This is a genomic window from Vibrio sp. PSi01 (assembly GCF_054960695.1).
Genome location: NZ_JBHNYN010000002.1, coordinates 1 through 23,668 on the forward strand (window position 1 = coordinate 1; position 23,668 = coordinate 23,668).

Consider the following 23,668-nt stretch of genomic DNA (forward strand, 5'->3'; position numbering starts at 1 on the left):
GAGTCGATGGCTTTTGCGTTTTGGCTGTTATTTTTTTGTTTGTCTGTTTATCTAGTCATAAACTAACTAAGTATTCAGCTATTTACGCAATGCGTTCAGTTTAGCTTGAGCGATACCAAAGATAGTATCAATTGGATAACTCCCCTCATCATTTGCCTCACCTGCGGCTTTGCCTGTAAACAACTCTATCGCTTCTGTTACATGATCAATCGCCCAGATATTAAACTCGCCCTTTTCAACTGCTTTTACGATGTCGCTACGCAGCATCAGGTTATGAACATTCGAGCGTGGGATGATCACCCCTTGTTCGTTTGAGCGCCCTTTGATTTCACACACATCAAAGAAGCCTTCTATCTTCTCGTTCACACCACCAATTGGCTGAGACTCACCAAACTGGTTCATAGAGCCCGTAATTGCGATATCTTGACGGTTTGGCTGCTTAGAAAACGCTGAAACCACCGCACAGAACTCAGCCATACTCGCACTGTCACCATCGACACCACCATATGATTGCTCGAAGGTGATATTAGTGGTGAGTGGGACTTTCGCTGTCTTACCAAATACAGAAGAAAGGTAGGCCGACAAGATCATCACGCCTTTCGAGTGAATGCTGCCGCCGAGATCTACATTTCTTTCAATATCAATCACCTCACCGTCACCATAGGCCGTCGTTGCCGTGATTCGGTTAGGGGCGCCAAACATATGATCGGTTGTGCTCAGTACAGAAAGTGCATTCACTTGCCCAACTGCTTGACCATCAACATGAATAAGTGTTGTACCGTTAGTGAAAGTTTCCATTACGCTGTCTTGCAATCGGCCAACACGCATCTGCTGGTTAGACAATGCTTGGTCAACGTGTGAAGCCCGAATCAGGTTCGATTTCGCACCTCTAGCAACGTAGTTCGACTCTCGAAGTAGGTTCGCAATATGCGCCGAATGCAACGATAACTTACCTTGATCGCCAGCCTGGCGGGAGCTGTGCTCAATGATGCGAGCAATTGCTTTGCGGTCACAATGAAGCATGTTGTTGTCGTGCACGATGCTCGAAATAAAGCGCGCGTAATGCATTTCAGAATCCGCAGTACGCTTCATCTCATCTTCAAAATCAGCCGTCACACGGAACAATTCACCGAACTCCGCATCGTAGTGCTGCAGCAGTTGGTAAGTACGATAATCACCAAACAGGATGATCTTAACGTCCAGCGGGATAGGTTCAGGATCTAGCGATACCGCTCCCGTTAACGTCACCTCTTTTTCTAACGAAGTGAAGCTCAATTGACGTGAGCGTAGCGCTCGCTTCAAACCTTCCCAAACGTACGGCTGCTCAAGTACCTTCACCGCATCCATTAGCAGTACGCCGCCATTCGCTCGGTGTAAGCTACCTGCGCGAATCAATGAAAAGTCAGTAAATACAGTACCCTTAAACGTCGCCGTTTCTACATAACCAAACAGAGAGTGATAGTTAGGATTTTCTTCAACAACAATCGGTAGAGATTGCTCTTTCTGGCTAACAATGACGTTAACCTTGTAGCGACGCGGCATTTTCTTATCCAACGAAGCCGTCGCAACCTCAGCTTGCTCCGTGCTCTCTTCTAAGAAAATGTCAGCGTTGTCGACGATGTCTTTACGCAGTGCTGTGAGGTATTTTTTGATATCAGGATATTGACTGTAATCCTTCTTCAACTGCTTGATGAAGTGAGTGATCACATCTCTTGCGGTATCATCATTGAGCTTTTGGATTTTCTCTGTATACGTCTCTTCAAGCTCCGTCAATTCACGAGAAATGGTTCTTAACCCAACCTCTAAAATATCGATGGTTTTATCAAATTCGTCTTGTTCTTCCGGTGAAAGTAGATCGAAGCTCTCCTCAGTATGAAGCTCATCACCATTCATTGCGACAAACTGATAATCACCCTGTGTTGTAATCGTCAGGTTGATCCCTTTGTCTTTTGCCTCTTGGCTAATGGCTTCTAATGCCGCTTGTTGTTTAGCAGCCAATTGATTTTTGAGCCTATCGGCGCGGCTAAAGTACATCTCATTATCGAATGCAAGAGGCATTGCTTTGAGCAGTTTACGCATCAACTTCTCAATATCTTGCTTTAAGCTGCTGCCCACGCCACTCGGTAACTTAAGTACCTTCGGTGTACGAATATCTTCAAAGTTAGCGATATAACACCAATCAAAAAGCTCCTGCACTTCTTGAGGATGTCGGTTTAGATAGCGCAAGATCATGGTACGTTTACCAAGACCATTTCGCCCTATCGCATAAATGTTGTAACCCTTTTCCTTGATTGACATCGCGAACTCAACGGCCTTTTGAGCGCGTTCTTGCCCGACGATCTCGTCAATTGGAGCCAGTTCTTTGGTCGACTTACATGGTAGTTTGTCTAGATCTGCTACCTGATACAGCTGTTCTGTATTGAGTCTTTGCATCGCCATCGCCGCCTCCTTAGTCCTTCATTACTTGGGTGTAGATAAAATCAGTGTAGATGTAATTTCCTCTAAATTTAGTGACTTACGCTGCATCGCTGTTCAACCGAACAAATAACACACAATTTGAGTCATTTTTACGAACCAGGGGTTATTTTATTCATCAACTTAACATGCAAATGATTTTAATTTGCAATTGATAATAAATATCATTAACATTTTAAAATACTATAAATTGAGGATGTGGATATGGAAATTGAACGATGCTGGATGCACTACCTAAAAGCTGAACAATTAATGGAACAAGGTCACTGGCCTGAAGCGCAGCGCCTATACAATGATGTTCTTATTTCTCTTCCTCATCACATCCAAGATGCTGCGTATCAAAGCGACATTAAACCTTGCCAGTTTGCTTGTTTACTTGCAGGGCTTAGAGACGCAAGTGTTGCTCAATCAGAGATTCTCAATCGTCTAGGTCAACAGCAGCAAGCCTTCGATACATTGAATCAGTCGTACGCACTGATGCAATTTATCTCGCTTGAAAGCACTGAGCTGATTCAACGTACCTTTGGATTATTAGAAAAACAGAGTGAAGATTTACTCAATCACCTGATCGCTTTTTGTAGTGCTCAGCGCAGTTCGCATTGGATGCTGGAACTAGAACAAATTCAACGTGCTCATCATCATTTTGGGCAACTTAAAACAACGTCAGAAGTTCAATCTTCACCTAATGTCTTAAATTGATAAGGATATATCATGTCGGACCGGGCCATTCTCAAAGTTAATAACCTTTCCGTTAGTTTCACAACCAATGATGGAATCATTGATGCGGTTAAAAAGGTTAACTTTACTCTTAATTCCAGTGAAACCTTGGCCATTGTAGGTGAATCAGGTTCTGGTAAATCTGTGTCTTCCAACGCGCTTATGCGCTTGCTTCCTGATAACGCGATTATTGACGCTCAATCTGCAATAGAATTTGAGGGCCAGTCGATACTTGAAAAGACCGAGCGTGAAATGCAGTCAATTCGCGGCGACAGAATTGGCATGATATTCCAAGAGCCAATGACATCACTGAATCCATACCTGCGAGTGGGAACGCAAGTGGCTGAAGCCATTATGTGTCATCGTAAGGTATCAAAATCAGAGGCAAAACAACGAGTGCTCGAGCTGTTTGAGCTTGTTCACTTACCTATGCCAGAGCAGGCTTACAGCAAATACCCGCATGAATTTTCGGGCGGTCAGTTACAGCGCATCATGATCGCGATGGCACTGATTAATGAACCTGACATTCTGATTGCTGATGAACCAACCACAGCATTAGATGTAACAGTTCAGGCGGAAGTGCTCTCTTTAATCAAAGAGATTCAAAGCAAGATGGGCATGGCGATTTTGTTCATCACCCATGACCTTGGTGTAGTGAAACACTTTGCTGATCGCGTACTCGTGATGTGTAAAGGTGAACTCGTCGAAGAAGGGATCACTCAAGCCTTGTTCGAAAACCCTAAACACGATTACACACGTATGCTGATTAACTCGATTCCGAAAGGCGCTAAGATTCCTGTCCATGAATCAGCCCAAGAATTGTTAAATGCTGAAGACATACGGGTCCAATTCTTGGTTAAATCGCACTTTATCAAAAGTAAGAGTCAGTACTTCGAAGCTGTAAAAGGCATCTCATTGACCCTTAAACAAGGTGAAACGTTAGGCATTGTGGGTGAATCTGGCTCAGGCAAGTCAACACTGGGACGAGCGTTAATCGGTTTACTACCAAGTACCGGACGCATTGTTTATAAAGGCCAAGATGTCAGTTTATTAACCGACAGAGAACGTCATAAGCTCAAGAAAGATGTACAGATGGTGTTCCAAGACCCTTATGGTTCTTTGTCACCACGCATGACAGTTGGAGAAATTATCACCGAAGGCTTAACGGTGCATCAACCTCAACTCTCTAAGAAAGAACGATTGGAACGAGCACGCAAAGCGCTGATTGAAGTGCGTCTAGAACCCAATTCAATTAACCGTTATCCGCATGAGTTCTCTGGCGGACAAAGACAACGTATCGCGATTGCTCGTGCACTTATTCTTGAACCCTCTTTCATTTTACTTGATGAGCCGACTTCAGCACTCGATCGCTCGGTACAACTCACAGTAATCGACCTGTTGAAAGACATTCAAGCAAAGCACAACATCGGCTTCCTTTTCATCAGCCATGATCTCTCGATAGTGAAAGCACTGTCGGATCGTGTTTTGGTGATGCAGAAAGGGGAAGTGATGGAAGAAGGCTCTGCGGAAGATATTTTCAACAACCCGAAAAATAACTACACCAAAAAACTCATCGCTGCGTCATTCGATTTAGAAAATAAATCTAAAAAAAATGCAGCGTAAAGGGAACTAATCAACATTAACAGCGTCTTATAACTACATTCTGAAAAAGCATCTAATGGATTGCAATCTAGAATGGATATAGCAAAACTGGTTTGGCCGCCAAAAGAAAAATGTCGCATGGATGCGACATTTTTCGTTTCTGAAGGGAAATAATTCATCTCGAAGTGTCATTCCCTGGCATCAAATCACTTCATGGCATACTAACGATACAAAGACTTGGTCGACTCTCTCACAATCAAATCAATCGGTGGCAATCGAGCCTCATGCCTCTCACCAGATAATAGATTCAAAATCGACTGAGCACACACCTCTCCAATCTCTTCAATCGGCTGTCTCAAGGTGGTTAGCGCTGGTGTGAAATACTTGGAGGTTGGTAAGTCATCAAACCCAATCACTGATACATCTTCTGGCACTTTATAACCATGATCATGCAGCGCCTTAATCGCGCCATAAGCCGTTTGATCATTTGCTGCAAACAGAGCTGAAAAATGAATCTTAGACTCGATCAGTTCGACGGTTTTCTCATACCCAGACTCACTACTAAAATCACCCTGCTTAACCAATTTGGGCATCACTTTTATGCCAGCCTCTTGAAGTGCTTTTTTATAGCCTTCAAAGCGATTTCCAGAATCAGGCTGACTAGAAAGCCCTTTGATATGAGCGATATTTACATGCCCTTGCTGGAGAAGATGCAAAGTGGCCATATAACCTCCCAGCACATTATCAATGTTAATCGTACGAATATTATCATCAACAATGTCATACCCCACCGCCACGACCGGGATGTCTTGAGCGTATTTAGCAATATCTTCTTTAGTCACACTGCCGGTCACGATGATCATGCCATCAACATTACTTTTCGCCAGATACTCCAGCGCATGTAATTCCAGTTTTTTCTGCCAATGTCCTGTCGCAATCACCAAAGAGTAACCTTGAGCAATCAGAGTTTTCTCCATGTCATTGAGAATGCGACTGGTGTAGGGGCTATCAGGGTGTTGAACTAATACACCAATCGTCAGTGAGCGACGGTTGATGTTCTCTTGCATTTGAAAGTTAGGTTTATAACCCGTGTCTTTGATCGCTTGTTCTATGTTCTGACTCTTATCATCCGACACATAAGTCGTTCGATTAAGAAAACGAGAAACCGTACTGGGAGATACCCCTGCCAGTCTCGCTACATCGTATACGGTGGTTTTTTTTGTTTTTGTACGCATCTCGATACCCTAATCAGGTGACACATGGGAAGCCTATAGCTCCCCACCCGTTTCAACCTGCATACGACTGCTTTGGTTGAAAGTCGTGTCGTGAAGTTAATACAAGTAGGCGAATATCATCCCCGGTCTAAAGTAGCGACCTGCGGTGTATTTCAACCCCGTGCTCAATAACCATTTATGAAGAACGATAGCATGTTCAACCGAGATTTCTCCTTGCAGCATACTAACAAACTTATCAGTGTCTTTAGTCAGGCTCGGATTAACTCGACCGTCAGATAGGACACAGTTTTGAAATTTAAGTGCCACAAGCCAACTATTCGCATCATTTTGTGACAATTCAAATGATTCTGTCAGATCGTTCTCATCAATAGAGACTGAACAATTGAACCCTTCTGGTGCAGCAAAAGGAATCTTTGAATAGTCATAAAGCGCGGTATACACGGTATCCATCAAGGTTTCCGCTTGCTGCGATTTACCCGCCAAATTCAACGCAGTCGCTACGCTAAACTGAACGCCAATCCACACATCTTGCGCCTGAAAAGCTTCATGTGGGGAACCATCGGCCAGCGTCATATTTGCTACACCCAGCTTAGGGCTGTTGATCTCAAAGTTGTGCTTATAAACATAGTCTAGTGCTCGTTGTATTCTGTCTTCTGGGAAAATGCCCTCTAAACCGATGAGCTTTAAGTAGCTGTCGGCTAATAGTGCATCACCAAAACTGTTGTCAGAATCTGGCACTAAATTTAAATACTCTTGTGTAAAGGCTTGAGGAGCTGTTTCGCTCAGTAAGCGTTTCTTAGAGACTCTTTGACATACCTTACTAACATCAATTGAAGTATCTGTTTGGTTAAGATAATCATTCAGAATGTTCTTATCGGCAATCGCATCGCCAGTCAGCGCAAGCCCCAAGGTTTCCAATACTTGGTAGCCTTGTCCCGTTAAATGCTTAGCTTGAACCGGAGTGACGAAGAAATGGTAGTAACCTTCTTTATCATCCCATAAGCTTTGCTCGACAGTGGCCAGGGCCTTCTTAGAACGAGCTAAGTAGTCAGCAGCCAATTCATTCTCATTCATCAATAGAGCAAGCTCATTCGCAGCTTGAAGTCCTGCTACCCAAAGGCTCGCGCAGTAAATAGAAATACCGTGAGATGCTAAGTTGTCAAAGGTGTCGTCTGTGCCACGAGTAAGCGGTAAGTCATCACCTTCAGCAACAAGATTCGATAAGAATTCGATGCTTTCAGTCACGGCTTGCCAGCACTCTTTAACCACAGACAGATCTTGAGTATTTTGATAATGACGATACACCATCAGAATGTATTTCGGCGCTAAGTCCTTCCACTCTTTCACATTATGCCAGCTGTAGGCGTCAGGCTGGATATCGAATGGGCTGCCCAAGTCGTGGATTACTGCGCCTCGAATGGCACGTACGCCTTGGTACTTTTCATCAATCAATTCAGCATTCGGTGTCGCTTCGTATTCCCAGTAGCGGCGCTGAGTGAAATCTTCGGCTAAAATAGCTTTCGAGAACTCTTTCATCACACAACCATCAAGCTCAGGCAATAAGTAAAGCAGCGAGAATGAGCCGTAGAAATACACGTCCAGAGAGTTAAAGAATGGGTAGTCGACACACTCTTTCACTAAGAACTTGTCCTCTTTATCCCATACTGTCGATTCCGCTAAGAAGGACAATGAATTCATCGCCATCGTGGCATAGCGCAGTGCAGAATCAGGCTGTGATATCTTGCTTTGAGCTTGCTCTAGGAAAGCCGTTTGTTGCTTCACGATCTGTTGCTCAATAGCTTCTAGCTCTGGCAATACATCCTCTAACATTAGCAAAGCTGGCTTAGCTTGCGGGTAGAATTGCGTATAAGCTTTTTCTGAATGCCAACCATTAAGCATAACTTTGCTGTGTGCCATTACTTGCGCAAAACGCAGGTCAACAGACTCTCCCGCTTCTAGCTCAACCTGCACCACAACCAAAGCGCTCAGTGCTTCACGCCCTGTGTAAATTCCTGTTTGGAACTCAGTGTTTGTACGGCCTGTTTTCAGTGCAAATTCGGTTTGTTTTGTCGTTTTAGATGTATAAAACGTCGGTTTCACAGACACCGATACCTTGCCAGATTCAGTCAGGCGATTATCAGCTTGAACACCGAATACCACTTCACCTTCAATATCACTTTGATAAGGTGACTGGCTAGACAACTGAACACCTGTAAAGCTGTGACTTTCACCCTTTAAGTTAACCGTTTGATGCTGCTGAGCAATTGGGTTTTGAGACAAGGTACAAGCAGAATCCTGAATGCCATCGCGACCTTTTTGGTAGGTTGAGCCAATTAAGTTTTGTAGAGGCTGAGCAAGCGTAATAACGCGTGTTTGCGATGAATTATTGGTTAATTCGAAGTGATTCCAGTGCATCGGTAAAGAACAAAGACGTTTGTTCTCTTTAACGATCGGAGAGACGACCTTACGCTTTATATTAATATCATCGAAGCTACTGTATTTATATTCAGCCAATGGATACAAAGCTTGATATTCTATATCTCTACCATTAACACTACCGGTTTCATTATTACCCCCTGCAGTAAGTGATAATGATTTAGCTGTATAGTTTATTAATAAACCATTAAAGAAATCTAACGCTACATATATCTGACAAACAATAGAAGTTGAATCTAATTCAATCAATAACTTCGTTTTATTCGATAGCTCAACATTCCACTTTATAAAATTATCTTTATTTTCTTGGTAAAAATTACCGTTTTTTAATGCTGCTTGAATGAAGGTAATCGCATTTGGTATATCTTTACTGTCAATTTTCTTTCCATCGAACAAAGCAGGATAAAAATTGAGATGAACGCTCAACTCTTTTTCGTTCAACACTTGAAGTGTATCAATGGTTGGCACATTCATCACAGAAGCATAAAAATCATTAAAATTAATATCTTGCTCTGAACAATCAACAAATATACCAGGAATAAAACTGAAATTTGGAGTGTTACCGTTAGGCGTCAGTGTAAATGTATTGCCAATACCACCCACAGCCATTCCGGTATTTTCTGGCGTGGTCGAAATCGGCGTGTACCACGGTTGAATAAATTCTACAGCATCCCCTTTTTTACACAGGTGTTCTGAATTTCCTGAATATCTTGTATATGGAATTTTATTCTTCATGTTAAAACCACCATTGAATATTTTATTTTTCTTGTTAATATCTTTTAAAAAATGGAGACATCAACATGTTTAAAATTATAAATGAAAAGTTTGGGAATATTGACTCTGTCACATTAATAAATCACAAACATGGAATAGAACTTCAAATAATTAACGGATTTGGTGCTGTTATTAATAAATATATCGTAAATAACAGTCCATTCTCTTTTATTTGTGGCTATCAGAATTATGATGAACTGATCAACCAATATCCGTTCTTTTCCCGTAGTGCTAAATTATTCCCTTTTCCAAACCGTTTAAACTTAGGACGTTACAGTTTCGATAACCAAAACCATCAACTCCCGGCTAACTTTCCTTGGTCTGATCACGCCGTGCACGGCCTGCTTTACAACCAACCTTTTTCAATCACAAACAGCGTAACCAACGAAGAATCAGCCAGTGTGACGTTGCAATATCAAACGTCGTCTTTGCACCCAGGATTCCCGTTTTCTTTCAAACTTGAAGTCACCTTCACTGTCGACATCAAGGGTAGACTCACGTCTTCAACAACTGTTTCTAACCTTGGTGATTCAGCTTTCCCGTTCGGTGATGCTTGGCACCCTTATTTCTCGCTCGGTACTGAGTTAGAACAGTGTGAACTCACTATGTCACCTTGTACTGAGGTCATACACGAGAACGACCTGCCAAATGGTGAAAAGCGTGCTTTTGACCGTTCATCTCTGAATAACGCCCTAACTAATCAAAGCCTGAACCACTGCTTTGAATTTGAAGCGGCTGCAACCAACCAACTTACTTTGACACTCTCAGATTCGTCTGCCGCTATTCACTATCAACAAGATAAAAGCTACCCATTCGTTCAGCTGTACACGCCGACTAGTGAGCAAAGTATTGCAATAGAACCAATGACTTGCCCAGCTGATGCATTCAATAACCAGATCGGCTTATTGACGCTTGAACCGAACCAATCTCAAACCTTCACTTGGCAATGCCAAGCTAGCTATCAACCAAAGTGATGCAACCAAAATAAAGCAACACTAAAGAGAAACCAAAAACCAATAAAGGGCGCATAACGCGCCCTTCTCTTTGCTAACCTAAAATAACCTCAACGGTATGCTCACCTGACGTGAATACCGGTGCTTTGTTGCCTGAAATCAGGTCACCATTGACCTTCATCTCAACGACGCCCTTACACACGTTATTTGGGTTAGTGACATGAATATGGTATGTCGCGCCACGGAACTGACGACGCACTTTGAATTCAGGCCACTCAGACGGAATGCAAGGGTCCACCAGCAAACCATCCACTTCAGGACGAACACCCAAAATCCATTGTGTACCCGCCACATATGTCCAAGATGAAGTACCCGACAGCCATGCATTACGACCTAAGCCGAACTGCTTATGTTCATCACCCAAAATGTTTTGTGGGTAGCAGTAAGGCTCAGACTCGAAGGTATCAATGTCGTCGTTCTTGGAAGCCGGGTTAATTTGACGGTAGTACTCGTAAGCACGTTCGCCGTTACCCATTTTCGCTTCTGCGATCATCACCCATGGGTTTGAATGTAGGAAGATACCGCCGTTCTCCTTCGCACCCGGTGGGTACGTCGAAACGCCACCAAGTTGCGGATCAAAGCCGTTGTAGCCAGGAGTTGAGAGCTTGATTCCATTAGCTGTGTTTAGCTTGTTGTAAACAGAATCTAGAGCTTGCGTTGCACGTTCTTGAGTCGCGAAACCAGAAATTACGGGCCAGCTTTGACCGTTGGTGTAAATCTGCCCTTGCTCGTTTTTATGAGAACCGATTGGCAAACCTTGCTCATCAAAGTAACGAACAAACCACTCGCCATCCCAACCGCACTCGTTGACCGTACTCTGCATTTGCTGATATTGGTCTTTGAACTTAGCCGTCAGTTTCGCTTCGCCGCGCAACTCACACAGGTCCAACATATCGAGCAATGCCTTACCGTACATGTTAGCTACCATCATCGACTCAGCACCGGTTGGCAGGTTCACCGTGTCATTCCAGTCAGCAAAACCTAATAGTGGTAGACCGTGCTCACCGGTATTGGTGTAAGTAAATTCAATAGAACGACATAAGTGATTCCAAACCGTCCCGGTTTCAACGGGGTTGCCAGCTTTGTCTTTTTGATAGAACGGGATCTCTTTATTCAAGAAGTCTGCATTGCCCGTTTCTTTCACATATTGAGTGACCGCGTAGATGATCCACAAGTGATCATCGCCGTAGTAATCAGGGCGATCTTCCTCTTCACGAGAGTCACCCGCGTTCGCTTCCATCGTTGATGGGAAGAACTGATGCATCGCAGAACCGTTAGTATTCTGAACAGACAAGAGACGCTCAATGAACTCACGCGCCTCTTCTGGCATGTGAGTAATCACACCCAAAGTATCTTGAGAAGAGTCACGGAAACCGATACCACGAGCGCCATAGCCAAGCTGATACAGAGACAGGTAACGAGACCAGTTCTTGGTTGTGTGGCACTGACGTGGGTTATGTACGTTAAGCATTGAGTTCATTGCTGGGTCTGGCGTTTCAACCTGAACCGCTTGTAGGTAACCATCCCAATGTTCAGCCAGTTCAGCGAAAGCAGAATCGACCACTTGATGGTCACGATATTTAGCCAATAGAGGCAGTGCAGCTTCTAGGCTCTGTTCTTGCGCGATTTGTACAATCGTACGTTCTGTCTGCTCTGGTGATAACCAACCCAAGCGCAGATTTAGTGCGCCAATGTTATCGCCACGCAAGCACTCAGTATTACCCAGTTCATCATTGTTTAGCGCTTCTGGCGCTGCCCATGTACCGTATCCCAAATTGCCTAAAAACGACTGGCGATCACCGTCAAAAGAAGTCGCAGGGCGATCCGCTGTCATAAGGTTAACCGCGTAATCACGCTTCATGAAAGCGTATTGCTCAAGCACGGTATGACCCGACTCTTGCTGATGCGCTTTAAGCGTCATAGTTTGTGGAACCCAGTCTGCGTTTAATAGTTGCTTAAGTGCATCAAAGTGAGTGAACTCATACACGGGTACCACATCAACGTGCAGCGCTTTATCTGAAATGTTGGTGACTTTGATGTCTTGCAACAGTACTTGGTCAGACTTTGGCACAAAGAAGGTCGCTTCACAGCGCACACCGAATGCTTCCGCAATAATGGTGGTGTAAGACAAACCCGTATGGTTTTCAAACTTATCCAATGGCTTCAGAGTTGGTGTGTAAAAAGGAGAAAACACTTCTACATTCCCTGCTTCATCACGCACCTTAAGGTATAAGGTCGAGCCTTTGAAATCTGAGTTTGGCAGTTGAGCAATGTACTTGGTGATGCGGTTGAGTGCCGGATCGCCTTTACACAACAACACGCCGCCGTTGCTATCTACAATGCCACCGAAATCTAATGTGCCCACATAGTTACACCATTTGATCGGTGTACACGGTGTGGTTGCTACGTATTCTTTGTTTTTATCGTCAAAATATCCGAATTTCATCATCACTATCCCCAGCCCCTCCCAAATCAGGAAGGGCCAAACAATTTGTCGTAAGTTGGTTGATATCAGCTCGATGGCTGACTGAACCATTTGAATCTGTTGTCTCGAACTCGCTTTATTTAACGAACTAGCTCGCTAGCGAGTTTTCGCTTAGCGCGTCAAACAGGTGGAATGCATCCAAGTCCAAGTAAAGTGTCAGTTCTTTCACGTCTACTTCAGCCGCTTGAGTTTCAACCATTAACGGTTGACCGCCGATTTCTGTTTTCAGAAGAATGCTTGCGCCCAGTAATTCCTTGTCTTTTATTTTCACAGGGAATGGCAGTACGCGATCGTGGTCCACTTGCTCAGCACGTAGGTGAATGTCTGTTGGACGAACACCAAAATGCAGCGCTAGGTTTTTCGACGCCAAAGATTTGAATCGCTCAGGCAGTGGAATTTTTACATCGCCAAGTTCTACGAAGTACTCACCTTCTGTTTCAGTCAATTTCGCTTCCAGCATATTCATTGATGGGTTACCAATGAATTGCGCGACAAACTTGTTAGCAGGGCGTTGGAACACCTCAGTTGGCGTACCGACTTGTGCCACATAACCATCTTTTAAAATCACAATGCGATCGGCCAGCGTCATTGCTTCGATCTGATCATGGGTTACGTAGATCGTTGTGGTTTTTAGTTCACGATGTAGGTGTTTGATCTCTTCACGCATCACGCCACGCAGTTTTGCATCAAGGTTAGATAACGGCTCATCAAACAAGAAAACCTTAGGCGTACGAACCATCGCACGGCCCATCGCAACACGCTGACGTTGACCACCAGAAAGCTCTTTCGGCTTACGGCTCAGTAACGGATCAAGTTCAAGCATTTTTGCTGCTTTCAGTACTTCTACGTCGATTTCTGCTTTCGGCATGCCTTTCAGTTTTAGTGCAAAGGCGATGTTCTCATAAACCGTCATGTGTGGGTAAAGCGCGTAGCTTTGGAATACCATCGCTAAGTCACGATCTTTCGCGTCGACTTTATTCATCAGCTTACCGCCAACGACGATGTCGCCAGAGCTGATGCTCTCTAGGCCAGCAAGCATACGTAGCGTAGTCGATTTACCACAGCCAGATGGGCCAAGGAAAACAACGAATTCACCGTCTTCAACCGTAAAATCAAACTCTTTTACAACTTCAACGTCGCCAAATGATTTTTTGATGTTCTTAAATTCAACTTTAGCCATTACTTGTTCTCCTCAGCGCGCTCTAGAAGCATATTTTGGTATGCGATAGCACTCTGTTTTAATGTTCTTTTTTGGGTTTGGTAATCAACGTGGATAATGCCGAAACGTTGGCAGTAGCCGAACGCCCATTCAAAGTTGTCCATTAGGCTCCAGGCGAAGTAACCATCGACTCGCACGCCCGCTTCTACTGCGTTATGCACCGCTTCGATATGACCTTGGAAATAACGAACTCGTTGCTCATCCATCACTTGTCCGTTAACACATTCGTCGTTACCTGCTGCGCCGTTCTCTGTGATGTAGATAGGCGGCATATTTTCGTAACGATCATCCAGTCTTATCAATAAATCGGTTAAACCTTGCGGGTTGATTTCCCAACCAATATAGGTGTGCTCAGCATCGGTTTGTTTTACAGACTCAATATCACCGTTTTCATTGAAACGAGCGACGTTGCGTGTGTAGTAGTTGATACCGATGTAATCCACTGGTGCACTGATGATGTCGAGATCGCCTTCTAAAATCATCGGCATGTTCATCGCTTGGCGTTCAACCACTAACTGTGGGTATTCACCTTTCAATACTGGGTCAATAAACCAGTGAAAGTTTTCCGCTTCACAATAATCCGCAGCACCTTGGTCTTGCGGCGTTAATGGGTAAGCTGGTGTCGCATTGAATACCACACCATGCTTAGCGTGAGGTGCATTCTTTCTAAGAATCGGCATTGCCAGACCATGTGCCAACATTAGATGGTGAGACGCTAAGTAGCCCTCTTTTTCACCCTTGATACCTGGCGCGTGTTCGCCCCAGCGGTAACCAAGGAATGCAGAGACAAACGGTTCGTTCAGCGTAGTGTAAACGTCAATTTTGTTACCAAAATAGTCACTTACGGCTTCTGCGTATTCTGCGAATTTGTAAGACGTTTCTCGGTTTAGCCAGCCACCCTTATCTTCAAGGTATTGCGGAAGATCCCAGTGATACAGCGTCACATACACCTTCATTCCACGAGCATGGCACTCATCAATAATTTGCTCGTAAAACTCTAGACCTTGCTGATTCACTACACCGTCTTGCGGCAGGATGCGCGGCCATGCAATAGAGAGACGGTATGCATCAACACCTAAGCCTTGAATCATCTCGATATCTTGTTTCCACAAATGGTAGTGATCACACGCCACGTCACCATTGTCTCCGTTATCAACCTTACCCGGCTTTTTGCAGAACGTGTCCCAGATAGACGGTGTGCGACCGCCCTCTGCTACGCCGCCTTCAATTTGGTATGAAGATGTCGCGACACCGAATACAAATTCCTTACTGCGTAACTTTGAATCACTTGGAAGTTGAAATTTATTCATTGTTATAACCCTTAAACCTAACCTTTAACTGCGCCGGACGTTAACCCACTGATCATCTGTTTTGATGCGAACAAGTAAGTAATCACGAGCGGTAAAATAGAAATTGTGGTGCCTAGCATTACCGCGCCCCATGGCGTATTCGGAATACCTTGAACACTTCGAAGTGCTTGCGTAATAACATAGTTATCTGGGTTGTTGAGCACCACGAGAGGCTGCATAAACATGTTCCAGAAGAAAACGAACTGAACGATAGCCAATGTTGCGAGTGCAGGCTTCATCAGTGGCAGTACCACGCTCCAGTACGTTCTAAACTCACCAGCGCCATCCAGTTTCGCCGCTTCAAGTAGCTCTTTTGGAATCGATGCAATCACGTGCTGACGCATGAGGAAGATACCAAATGGTGTGGTGGTGAACGGTAGCCATACCGCCATGTGGTTATCCAACAAGCCTAAGAATTTCACGATCATGAAGTAAGGGATCAAGCTAAGCACCGGCGGAATCGCCATCGAGCCAACCAACATGCCAAACAGCACGTTTTTTCCGCGGAACTTAAACACTGCAAACGCGTAACCACCCATGCTACAGAACAGCAGAGAGATAGTTGTACCTAGGAAGGCCACGTAAATAGAGTTAAACATCGCCTTCCAAAACGGCATGATTTCCAGCAGTTTTGCGTAGTTAACCGCTAAGCTATCGCCAATGGCAAAACTGATGCCCGAGCCAAAAATTTCTGAACGATCACGTGTTGAAAGCAAGGCTGACCACACGAACGGGAATACCGTAATAATCGCTGAAACAACCAGTAATATGCCGAGCATAACCATCAAGATCTTAGTCATGATGTACATGCTGCGTTCGCTTGGCATTAGGCCACTTAGTGGTGAGGTATTTGTCTTAATCGATGTCGACATATTAATGTTCCCCTAAGCCTTTCTTACCGAAGAATATAAATTGAACCAAGGTACACGTTGCGATGAGAGCGAATAGCAGCCAAGAGATTGCTGACGCTGTACCCATTTCTAACCATTCCCAACCCACTTTGTAGAGGTACATCGAAATGGTTAAACCAGATTGACCTGTACCACCCGTACCACGTGTTAAAACGAACGGTTCTTCAAACATCTGCAAGTTGCCGATGATGGTCATTGTGATAGCGAAGAAGATAAACGGACGAATCATAGGCAGTGAGATATTCCAGAAGCGGCGGAAAGCATTAGCGCCATCCATACGAGCTGCTTCTAAAATGTCTTTCGGAATCGTCATCAAACCTGTGGTGTACAGAACAATGTTAAAACCTGTGTATTTCCAAAACACCATGATTGCGATTGACGGTTTCACCATAGTGGCATCGTCTAGCCAGCGGATTGGTTGGAAATCGTTAACCCAAGCGAATGCCCAGCCAAACAGTGTGCTATCGGCGAGAGCCATTAGCGTTTGGTTGATTATTCCTGAGTTAGGAGAGTACATGTTGAAGAAAATCAGTGACGCTGCGACCGTTGATGTAATGAACGGAAGAAAGTACGCCGATGTTAGCCAGTGACGCATACGGTCACCCATTGAAACCAGCATGTAAGCCACTGGAATTGCAACCAAGTGTTGAGCCACACCTGACGTAACCGCTAGCCACAATGTGTTCTTCAACGAACGCCATAACCATGGGTCAGTCAATGCAATGTGATAGTTCTCAAAACCAACGAACTCCATCGCATCCATGCCTCTTACCGGGTTCCACTCGTGGAACGACAGATAAACAGAGAACAACAGCGGGAAGATCCCAAATACAGAAAAAATGATCAGAAACGGCAGAAGAAATCCATACGGTGAAAGCGCTTTCAAATTTAGGCGAGAAAAAAAGCTTTGCTCCGAAGGTTCTATCGTTGTGCTCGCTGTATGATTCATAGTAACGACCTCTTAGAAAAGGAAGCGCGTTATCCACGCTTCCTCACTTACTTAAAAAAAGAACAAATTAAAGATTACGGGTACGACGTTTGATTAGACGCTCAGCCTCTTTAAGCGCTGTTTCGATGTCTTTACCTTCATCAAGTACTTCCATCAATGCGTTCTCTAAAATAATAGAACGTGCAACGTGATCGCCTTGCGCTGGAGATACTGGCTTAATATTCTGTGCGACTTCAGCAAAGATAAGACGAGCTTTTTGTCCGCCTAGGAACTCCACTTCTTCTTGGAACAATTCATCGTCATATGTCGTTACGTTCGCCGGGAAAGCAGCAATCGTTTCGAAGTGCTTAAGCTGAACTTCGCGCTCAGTCGTCATGTATTTAATAAGAGCCCACGCTTCATCAGGATTCTCTGATTGCGTTGGAATAGAAAGGAATGAACCACCCCAGCTGCCGTAGATGCCATCAGGTAGGTTTTCTACTGCCCACTTACCTTTAGTTTCAGGAGCAATCCAGTTATTTAGGTGACCAAGAAGCCAAGCGCCAGAAAGTTGAGTTGCAAACGTGCCGTTGCGGAAGCCTTCGTACCATTCGTTAGACCAAGCCAGAATACGACCGTCTAAGCCTTTGTCGCGAATCTCTTTCGCTACTTCAAAAGCGTGAACGAAACGTTCTGATGTCACAACTGGGTTGCCATCTTTATCGAAGTAAAGACCTTCACCTTCAGGAACGGTCGTGAAGATAATCGCTTGTGCTACATCAGCCGCTGAAGCAATCAGTTGTACATTTTGCTCTTTCAGCTTTTCACCAGCAGCAATGTATGAATCCCAATCTTTGATTGCTTCTTCTACATCAATACCCGCTTTTTCAAATACGTCAGTGCGGTAGTACATCACACCAGGGCCAAGGTCGACCGGAATGCCGTACATGTTGCCATCAGCGCCTTTGCCTTGTGCCCATGCGTAAGGTGCGAATCGTTCTTCGTACTTATCTGCACCGTAGTTTTCAGACAGGTTAACTAGGCCGCCAGAGCCAACGAATGGACCGATTTTTTCTACATCCACTACGATCACGTCACCCGCTCCAGAGCCGGTTGCTAAGTTTGTGGTTAACTTAGTGTGGTGGTCACCATGGTTATTCATTAGGTAATCGACTTTGATCCCCGTTTCCTTTTCGAAATCAGGCAGCAATACCTTTAGGCTGCTATCAAAATCAGGGAAACCGTCAAAACGAATTTCTTTGTCAGCGGCATTCACAGCTGTTGTACCTAATCCTAAAGCAACCGCGCATGAAAGCGCTAAGGTCTTAAATTTCATGTTCTATCCTTAATGTTTTTATAGGGTAACTGGTAAATCCAATACCGAGTTTCTAGTGACCAACGTCGGCAGCAATTTAAAGTTCACGTCATGTTTTATTTTTTTTAGCTTTTGTAGAGTGAGCTGCACTGCTTCAATGCTCATCTCTTCAATGGGGAAGTTAATGGTGGTCAAACTAGGGGTCAGATAACGCGCGAAGATGGTGTTATCAAAGCCCACCAGTGAGACGTCCTTCGGAACAGACAATCCCTCCTGATGTAAGACTTCGAATGCGCCAAATGCCATGTGATCGTTTGAAGCAAATACGGCCGTGAACCGACACTTGCGGTTGATCAACTTCTTCATAGCGCTGATACCAGTCTCTTCAGTAAACCCCGCCTCTGAGACCAAAGCTTCATCGTATGGCACACCCGCTTCTTCCAAAGCCTTTCGATAACCTTGCAAACGCCCCCTAGCATCTGCTTTATCTAAAGGCCCGGTAATACACGCGATATCTGTATGTCCCTTTTGCAAAAGATATTGAGTAGCGAGTAGCCCCCCGACTTCGTTATCAATGTCTATGCAACTCATCGCCATTTCTGGGATGAAGCGGTTAATCAAAACCACAGGGGTCCCCTGTTCTTCCAATTCAATTAAATAGTCATCACTCAGCAGTTGAGTATGAAGAATCAAAGCATCAACTCGACGCCCCAATAAAAACTCTACAGACTCGCGCTGCCCTTGCTCAGTGTTAGAACCCGCCGTGACGACAGCGTGGTAACCAAAGCGGCGTAAGTTCTCTTCTATACAATGCAAAATGCCTGAATAGAACGAACCGCCAAGTTCTGGAACAACAACACCAACACTACCTGTACGACTTGAAGCCAAGGCTTGAGCGATGGAGTTCGGACGATACCCCAACTCTTTGATCGCTTTTTCAACCTTTAGCTTCTTGTCATGACTGACTCTACTGGTGCCATTAATAACTCTAGACACTGTCGCCTGAGACACACCTGCATGTTCTGATACGTGTTTAATTGTCGCCACTCGAACCTCGATACTTCATTAGCTTATAACCGCTTACAAAACGATTATTAAGAAAATACGTTTTAGTTGAAGTGAGTGTCATCACACTAAACCCGGCGCTAAAAAGGCCAGTTATGGAAATCATGAAAGCGCTTACAGATTCCCTTCATACCATGAAACTGTTTCATGAGATTATGGCTAAAGCAATAAGAACGCTGTTCTATTATTAATGCGTAAACTCAAAAAATCCGTCTAGGTCCCCCTTTTTTTGAAAGCACTATTTGGTGCAGCCCCCACAGCAGACGGTAATATACGGAACAAAATTGACCTTATTGTTTCAAGGGCAATACGAAATTGTATGAGAACATTTCACTCCTTCTGTAATTCACGTACCCAGAGACAAAAAGCCCAGCATAAGGCTGGGCGCGAAATCTCCGATAAACTCGATGTTGTGACTAATCCTTGTGACTTGGATGCTCCGCTAACTTAAATTCCTGCGTTAACGAGAATTGCTCTTGAGACATCACTTCAAGCTGTTGGCCATGTGAGAAAAGTACCTGAGATCGCTCGGAGTTCTCTTCTGCCAACATATGTATCTGACTGATATTTTGCGTGACTTGAGAAGCCACAACCTGATGTTCTGTGGTCGCGGTAGCGATCTGATGGCTTCTTTGTTCGACTTCATTGAGAAGACCAAACACCTTAGAGATTGAGTGGTTGACCTCCCCAGTTTGTGCTACGCATTGAACCATACCCACCACACATTGATTGATTTGTTCAACGGCTAGCTTAGAACTGGTTTGCAGTTGTTCAATTTTATGGTGAATCTCTTGAGTCGATGCGTTGGTTTTCGCAGCCAATACTCGAACTTCATCGGCAACCACAGAAAAGCCTCTTCCTTGCTCTCCTGCTCGTGCCGCTTCAATGGCCGCGTTAAGTGCCAATAGATTCGTTTGCTCTGATATCCCCGATATCACATCGAGAATCGAACCAATGCTAGCACTCTCTTTTTCCAGCTGAGCAATAGTCACTGTCGATTCAGCCAGTTGACTTTCTAAACCACTCATCATCTCAACGCTTTTATCCATGGTCTTTTGACCATCACTTGAACTGGACACCGCTTCGGTCACTAGGGTTAAAGTTTGATTGGCCGCTTGGGTTATTTCCGTTACAGAACACTCAATTTGCTCCATCGCAGTTGCCACCATCACAGTTTGATTGGTCTGGTCTTGCATCGCTTCACGCAGTAAACGACTAGTGCTTTGGTTCTCCAAGGAAGCTTGCTGTAAATGCATCGACGAATTACGCATGTTCTCAATCATTTGAGCTAGATGGCTAATCACCAAATTAACTTTGTCACTGACTGAACCAAATTCATTGCTTGATCGATACTCAACCCTAGAGCTCAGATCCTTATTGGCGACTTGGTCTAAAGCACTTTGCACAAGTTTACTTGGCTTACGGATCCCTTTGGCAATGTTCAACCCGATCAACATAGCAACGAAAACCGATGATGCCGAGATGATGAATTGCATCAAAAGCGCCTGATTAGACGAATCTATCGACTCTTGATATAAACGTGTCGCGGTGTTTTCCGCGTACATAGAAAGCTCATCGAAATGAGCTAACTGAACGTCAATTAGCTGTTCTATATCCACTCTTTGTTGCGCGATAACCTCATGTCTTTTTACAGTCTCCATGTGGGTTGCAACTGAGCCTTGCTCAGAAAAGGCATGCAAAGCGAGTAACGACAAAGACTGTTTGCTACGTCGCATCAAAACTGGATTTAATGCCTCTAGGTCAGTGACCGCTTCTTCAAATCGTTCTTTACGACTGTGCAGACGGCGTTCGATACTACGAACCTCAGATGAGGTTTGCAGCGAAAAGGCCTCATTTGCTTCTGCGGCAATCAAACTCAATTGCACCAACAAGGCTTCGACTGCTTTTTGCGTGTTCTCCGAATCCGCACTCGCTAATTGATTCACTAAGCTGTTATTAAGCTGCCCCACGACAGACTGGAATTGATCTTGTTTCATCGAGCCAAGGTCTTTGCCATCCAAATACGATACATAGAGATTCAAAACTTGTTCGATCTTCTCGAACGTAGACTCTCCCGTTTCATTAATTTTATTGAGCATGGATTCAATTGGTGAACCTGCTGCGTCCTTGCCTTCAAACCAATTTAATTGCTGCTGATACAGATTGATATTATTCAAAATGGTTTGCTTTAATGGCTCGAGTTCATCAATGTAATTGGCGGATAAATAGGGAATCGTGCTGCGATTAATGTCCAAGAATCCAATAGTAAGTGCCGACGATTGAAGCATTAGTGGAGTGGCTTGCTGTGTGATATTTTCAATTCGAGTTGTGATGTTCTTATTGCTACTGATACTTAGCCACGCAGAGGCTAACATAATTGCGATCAGTACAAAAAAACCCAGATAAACTCGAGACACAATGGAAGAAAGTCTCATAGTTATTCCTTGAGCTAGTGGCGAAAAAAAGGGCACAAAAATGTGCCCAAGAATGGAGTTAATTGAAACGTGCCCTAATCAATCTGCCTTTAGGGCTAAAATGGACAGTATTACTTACTCTTTAAAAGCATAGGTATTTCAACGTATGCTCTTAATAAGCATGGATATTTGAAAGCATCGCTCTTTGAAAATATGCCTAATTCAAAGAGCTGCTGTTTCTAGCTTGTGATTACCACCAAGCTTCAAACATTGCACCGAATGCAAGTGTATCTGCAGTAACCGTTTCAGTTGTGCCTTTAGTCTCCACATCACCCACTGTTGTGTAGAAACGTAGCATTGGACGACTCCAAGGTAGACCACCAAGTGATACGTTTTGAGATAGCGTGACTTTCCAACCGTTTTTCTCAGAACCATCATCACGATCTTCCATCGCGTAGCCCGCTTCTAACCATGTAGAATGCGTGTCATCCCATTGATACTGTGGACGAACTATACCAGCGTATTCGCTCTGCTCTGTTGCATCGTCACCAGAGATATCTTTGTACGATATAAGGTAATCAATAATGAATTGATCGCTCGTTGCGTAGTTACCTTCTAAACTTACATAGATAACTTGCTTATCGCCCGCTAACTCAAATACTGAGTTATCAGCACCGTCAGCGTATTTAGCAACTAACTTGTTGGAATCACCTAAGCCAAGAGTTGCACCGATTTGCCATGCATTTTCATCGCTTACTTTATTCCCGATAGTATCGGCTTCTTCAGACGCGAAACCATAGTTAGCATACAAATCTAGGTTGCCAATACCAGCATTGATGCCGTGAAGTTTCGACGTAATACCATAACGGCCTGAATCATTACCTAGAGCACCGTCTTCGCTATCAACCGCACCAACAAAACCCATGTCTAGCTTAATGCCACCAAGGTTTAAGTTGTTAAAGCCCGCACCTTGACCATCGTGAGACATCCAGAAGTAATCGTTCAAACCTTGTTGTGGACGCTGATGGAAATCACGACCAGCCCATGCGTATAGCTCAGGTTGGCTCTCAACGAAATTAGTGACACCAGCGTACATTTTCTTCAAGTTTACGCCGCCAGAAGAACCCCACTGATCGTTGTTCCAATCATCAAGCATGAGCACTACGTCCCACTTCGCACCGCTATCTGCTTGGAAAATTTTTCCTAATTGAAACTCACCGCCGTTGGCTTCGTTACCTAAACGACCAAGAGAGCGGCCTGAGCTACCAACTTCAACATAGCGATTGTCTCCATCCGAGTAATGTGCGCCGTAACGAGCGTAACCAGAGAATACAATCCCTTCTGGCACTTTCGTGTCTGGAGTCAAAACTGCTGGCTGTTGATCGTTCACATAATCAATTTCTACAACCTTAGATTCTAACTCTTGAATTCGTTTTTCTAATGCTTCGATATCAGTATCAGCAGCAAAAGAAGAGAGTGAAGCAAGCGATGCCGCCACTGCGACTGTTATTGGCAAAAGCTTAAATTTTTGCATTTTATTTCCCTATTATTTTTTTGAGTTTTCATCGAACAGGGAAATATTAAGCAATGAAAGCGTTGAAAAGTTAGTTGCTGTTCACACTGATAAATCAGCCCAAATGCCATGAAACTTTTAGAGTTATCACCAGATATAGTTATCTATTTACAATCAGGTAGATAGACGTAGAAATTCGCAATAATACAGCTTGAAA

The 23,668-nt window shown here is 44.2% G+C and carries 15 protein-coding genes; 3 read left to right on the forward strand and 12 right to left on the reverse strand.

Annotated elements, in window-relative coordinates; all coding sequences use genetic code 11:
- Positions 1–78: 78 nt before the first annotated feature.
- Complete coding sequence (locus ACFI6G_RS03160; RefSeq protein WP_462710136.1) at positions 79–2,439, reverse strand: Lon protease family protein; 2,361 nt, start codon at positions 2,437–2,439, stop codon at positions 79–81.
- Positions 2,440–2,679: 240 nt separating this feature from the next.
- Between ACFI6G_RS03160 and ACFI6G_RS03165 the strand changes: the two genes are divergently transcribed.
- Positions 2,680–3,174, forward strand: a complete 495-nt coding sequence (locus tag ACFI6G_RS03165) for a hypothetical protein (protein ID WP_010432662.1) — start codon at positions 2,680–2,682, stop codon at positions 3,172–3,174.
- 12 nt (positions 3,175–3,186) lie between these two features.
- Positions 3,187–4,815, forward strand: coding sequence for an ABC transporter ATP-binding protein (locus tag ACFI6G_RS03170; RefSeq protein ID WP_016785499.1), 1,629 nt, complete (start codon positions 3,187–3,189; stop codon positions 4,813–4,815).
- Between the two features lie 200 nt (positions 4,816–5,015).
- Here the strand turns inward: ACFI6G_RS03170 and ACFI6G_RS03175 are convergent, their stop codons facing one another.
- Both ACFI6G_RS03175 and ACFI6G_RS03180 read right to left on the reverse strand, forming a co-directional pair.
- Positions 5,016–6,029 (reverse strand): LacI family DNA-binding transcriptional regulator, encoded by a 1,014-nt coding sequence (locus ACFI6G_RS03175; protein ID WP_010432657.1) that lies wholly within the window; start codon positions 6,027–6,029, stop codon positions 5,016–5,018.
- 96 nt (positions 6,030–6,125) lie between these two features.
- Entirely contained in the window at positions 6,126–9,200 is a 3,075-nt protein-coding gene (locus ACFI6G_RS03180; RefSeq protein WP_102370931.1) for a GH116 family glycosyl hydrolase, read from the reverse strand.
- A 65-nt stretch (positions 9,201–9,265) separates the two neighbouring features.
- Here ACFI6G_RS03180 and ACFI6G_RS03185 point away from each other — a divergent pair, with 65 nt between their 5' ends.
- Positions 9,266–10,213: an aldose 1-epimerase gene (locus ACFI6G_RS03185; RefSeq protein ID WP_462710137.1), complete on the forward strand. Its 948-nt coding sequence runs from the start codon at positions 9,266–9,268 to the stop codon at positions 10,211–10,213.
- A 73-nt stretch (positions 10,214–10,286) separates the two neighbouring features.
- On the opposite strand, the gene ACFI6G_RS03190 is transcribed toward ACFI6G_RS03185, so the two are convergent.
- The 9 genes from ACFI6G_RS03190 to ACFI6G_RS03230 form a co-directional block, all read right to left on the reverse strand.
- On the reverse strand, positions 10,287–12,701 hold the full coding sequence (locus ACFI6G_RS03190; RefSeq protein ID WP_371956919.1) for a GH36-type glycosyl hydrolase domain-containing protein: 2,415 nt from the start codon (positions 12,699–12,701) through the stop codon (positions 10,287–10,289).
- 124 nt (positions 12,702–12,825) lie between these two features.
- Positions 12,826–13,917, reverse strand: coding sequence for an ABC transporter ATP-binding protein (locus ACFI6G_RS03195; RefSeq protein ID WP_010432646.1), 1,092 nt, complete (start codon positions 13,915–13,917; stop codon positions 12,826–12,828).
- On the reverse strand, positions 13,917–15,266 hold the full coding sequence (locus ACFI6G_RS03200; protein WP_016787530.1) for a GH1 family beta-glucosidase: 1,350 nt from the start codon (positions 15,264–15,266) through the stop codon (positions 13,917–13,919). The genes ACFI6G_RS03195 and ACFI6G_RS03200 overlap by 1 nt, the downstream gene beginning before the upstream one ends.
- Positions 15,267–15,283: 17 nt before the next feature.
- The gene (locus ACFI6G_RS03205; protein ID WP_016766938.1) at positions 15,284–16,132 is read right to left on the reverse strand and encodes a carbohydrate ABC transporter permease; all 849 of its coding nucleotides are present in this window, start codon (positions 16,130–16,132) and stop codon (positions 15,284–15,286) included.
- A gap of 46 nt (positions 16,133–16,178) precedes the next feature.
- Positions 16,179–17,165 carry a carbohydrate ABC transporter permease gene (locus ACFI6G_RS03210; RefSeq protein ID WP_010432637.1) on the reverse strand — a complete coding sequence of 329 codons (987 nt, stop codon included), beginning with the start codon at positions 17,163–17,165 and terminating at the stop codon, positions 16,179–16,181.
- Positions 17,166–17,232: 67 nt separating this feature from the next.
- Positions 17,233–18,480, reverse strand: coding sequence for an ABC transporter substrate-binding protein (locus ACFI6G_RS03215; protein ID WP_010432635.1), 1,248 nt, complete (start codon positions 18,478–18,480; stop codon positions 17,233–17,235).
- A gap of 18 nt (positions 18,481–18,498) precedes the next feature.
- Positions 18,499–19,506 (reverse strand): LacI family DNA-binding transcriptional regulator, encoded by a 1,008-nt coding sequence (locus ACFI6G_RS03220; RefSeq protein WP_010432632.1) that lies wholly within the window; start codon positions 19,504–19,506, stop codon positions 18,499–18,501.
- Between the two features lie 434 nt (positions 19,507–19,940).
- On the reverse strand, positions 19,941–21,959 hold the full coding sequence (locus tag ACFI6G_RS03225) for a methyl-accepting chemotaxis protein (protein WP_016787528.1): 2,019 nt from the start codon (positions 21,957–21,959) through the stop codon (positions 19,941–19,943).
- 229 nt (positions 21,960–22,188) lie between these two features.
- Positions 22,189–23,472: a carbohydrate porin gene (locus tag ACFI6G_RS03230; protein ID WP_010432626.1), complete on the reverse strand. Its 1,284-nt coding sequence runs from the start codon at positions 23,470–23,472 to the stop codon at positions 22,189–22,191.
- Between the last annotated feature and the right edge of the window lie 196 nt (positions 23,473–23,668).

Excerpts from the sequence above, each read along its gene's own strand:
- ACFI6G_RS03160 (WP_462710136.1), bottom strand. The coding sequence starts at position 2,439 with ATGGCGATGCAAAGACTCAATACAGAACAGCTGTATCAGGTAGCAGAT.
- ACFI6G_RS03165 (WP_010432662.1), top strand. The coding sequence starts at position 2,680 with ATGGAAATTGAACGATGCTGGATGCACTACCTAAAAGCTGAACAATTA.
- ACFI6G_RS03170 (WP_016785499.1), top strand. The coding sequence starts at position 3,187 with ATGTCGGACCGGGCCATTCTCAAAGTTAATAACCTTTCCGTTAGTTTC.
- ACFI6G_RS03175 (WP_010432657.1), bottom strand. The coding sequence starts at position 6,029 with ATGCGTACAAAAACAAAAAAAACCACCGTATACGATGTAGCGAGACTG.
- ACFI6G_RS03180 (WP_102370931.1), bottom strand. The coding sequence starts at position 9,200 with ATGAAGAATAAAATTCCATATACAAGATATTCAGGAAATTCAGAACAC.
- ACFI6G_RS03185 (WP_462710137.1), top strand. The coding sequence starts at position 9,266 with ATGTTTAAAATTATAAATGAAAAGTTTGGGAATATTGACTCTGTCACA.
- ACFI6G_RS03190 (WP_371956919.1), bottom strand. The coding sequence starts at position 12,701 with ATGATGAAATTCGGATATTTTGACGATAAAAACAAAGAATACGTAGCA.
- ACFI6G_RS03195 (WP_010432646.1), bottom strand. The coding sequence starts at position 13,917 with ATGGCTAAAGTTGAATTTAAGAACATCAAAAAATCATTTGGCGACGTT.
- ACFI6G_RS03200 (WP_016787530.1), bottom strand. The coding sequence starts at position 15,266 with ATGAATAAATTTCAACTTCCAAGTGATTCAAAGTTACGCAGTAAGGAA.
- ACFI6G_RS03205 (WP_016766938.1), bottom strand. The coding sequence starts at position 16,132 with ATGCCAAGCGAACGCAGCATGTACATCATGACTAAGATCTTGATGGTT.
- ACFI6G_RS03210 (WP_010432637.1), bottom strand. The coding sequence starts at position 17,165 with ATGAATCATACAGCGAGCACAACGATAGAACCTTCGGAGCAAAGCTTT.
- ACFI6G_RS03215 (WP_010432635.1), bottom strand. The coding sequence starts at position 18,480 with ATGAAATTTAAGACCTTAGCGCTTTCATGCGCGGTTGCTTTAGGATTA.
- ACFI6G_RS03225 (WP_016787528.1), bottom strand. The coding sequence starts at position 21,959 with ATGAGACTTTCTTCCATTGTGTCTCGAGTTTATCTGGGTTTTTTTGTA.
- ACFI6G_RS03230 (WP_010432626.1), bottom strand. The coding sequence starts at position 23,472 with ATGCAAAAATTTAAGCTTTTGCCAATAACAGTCGCAGTGGCGGCATCG.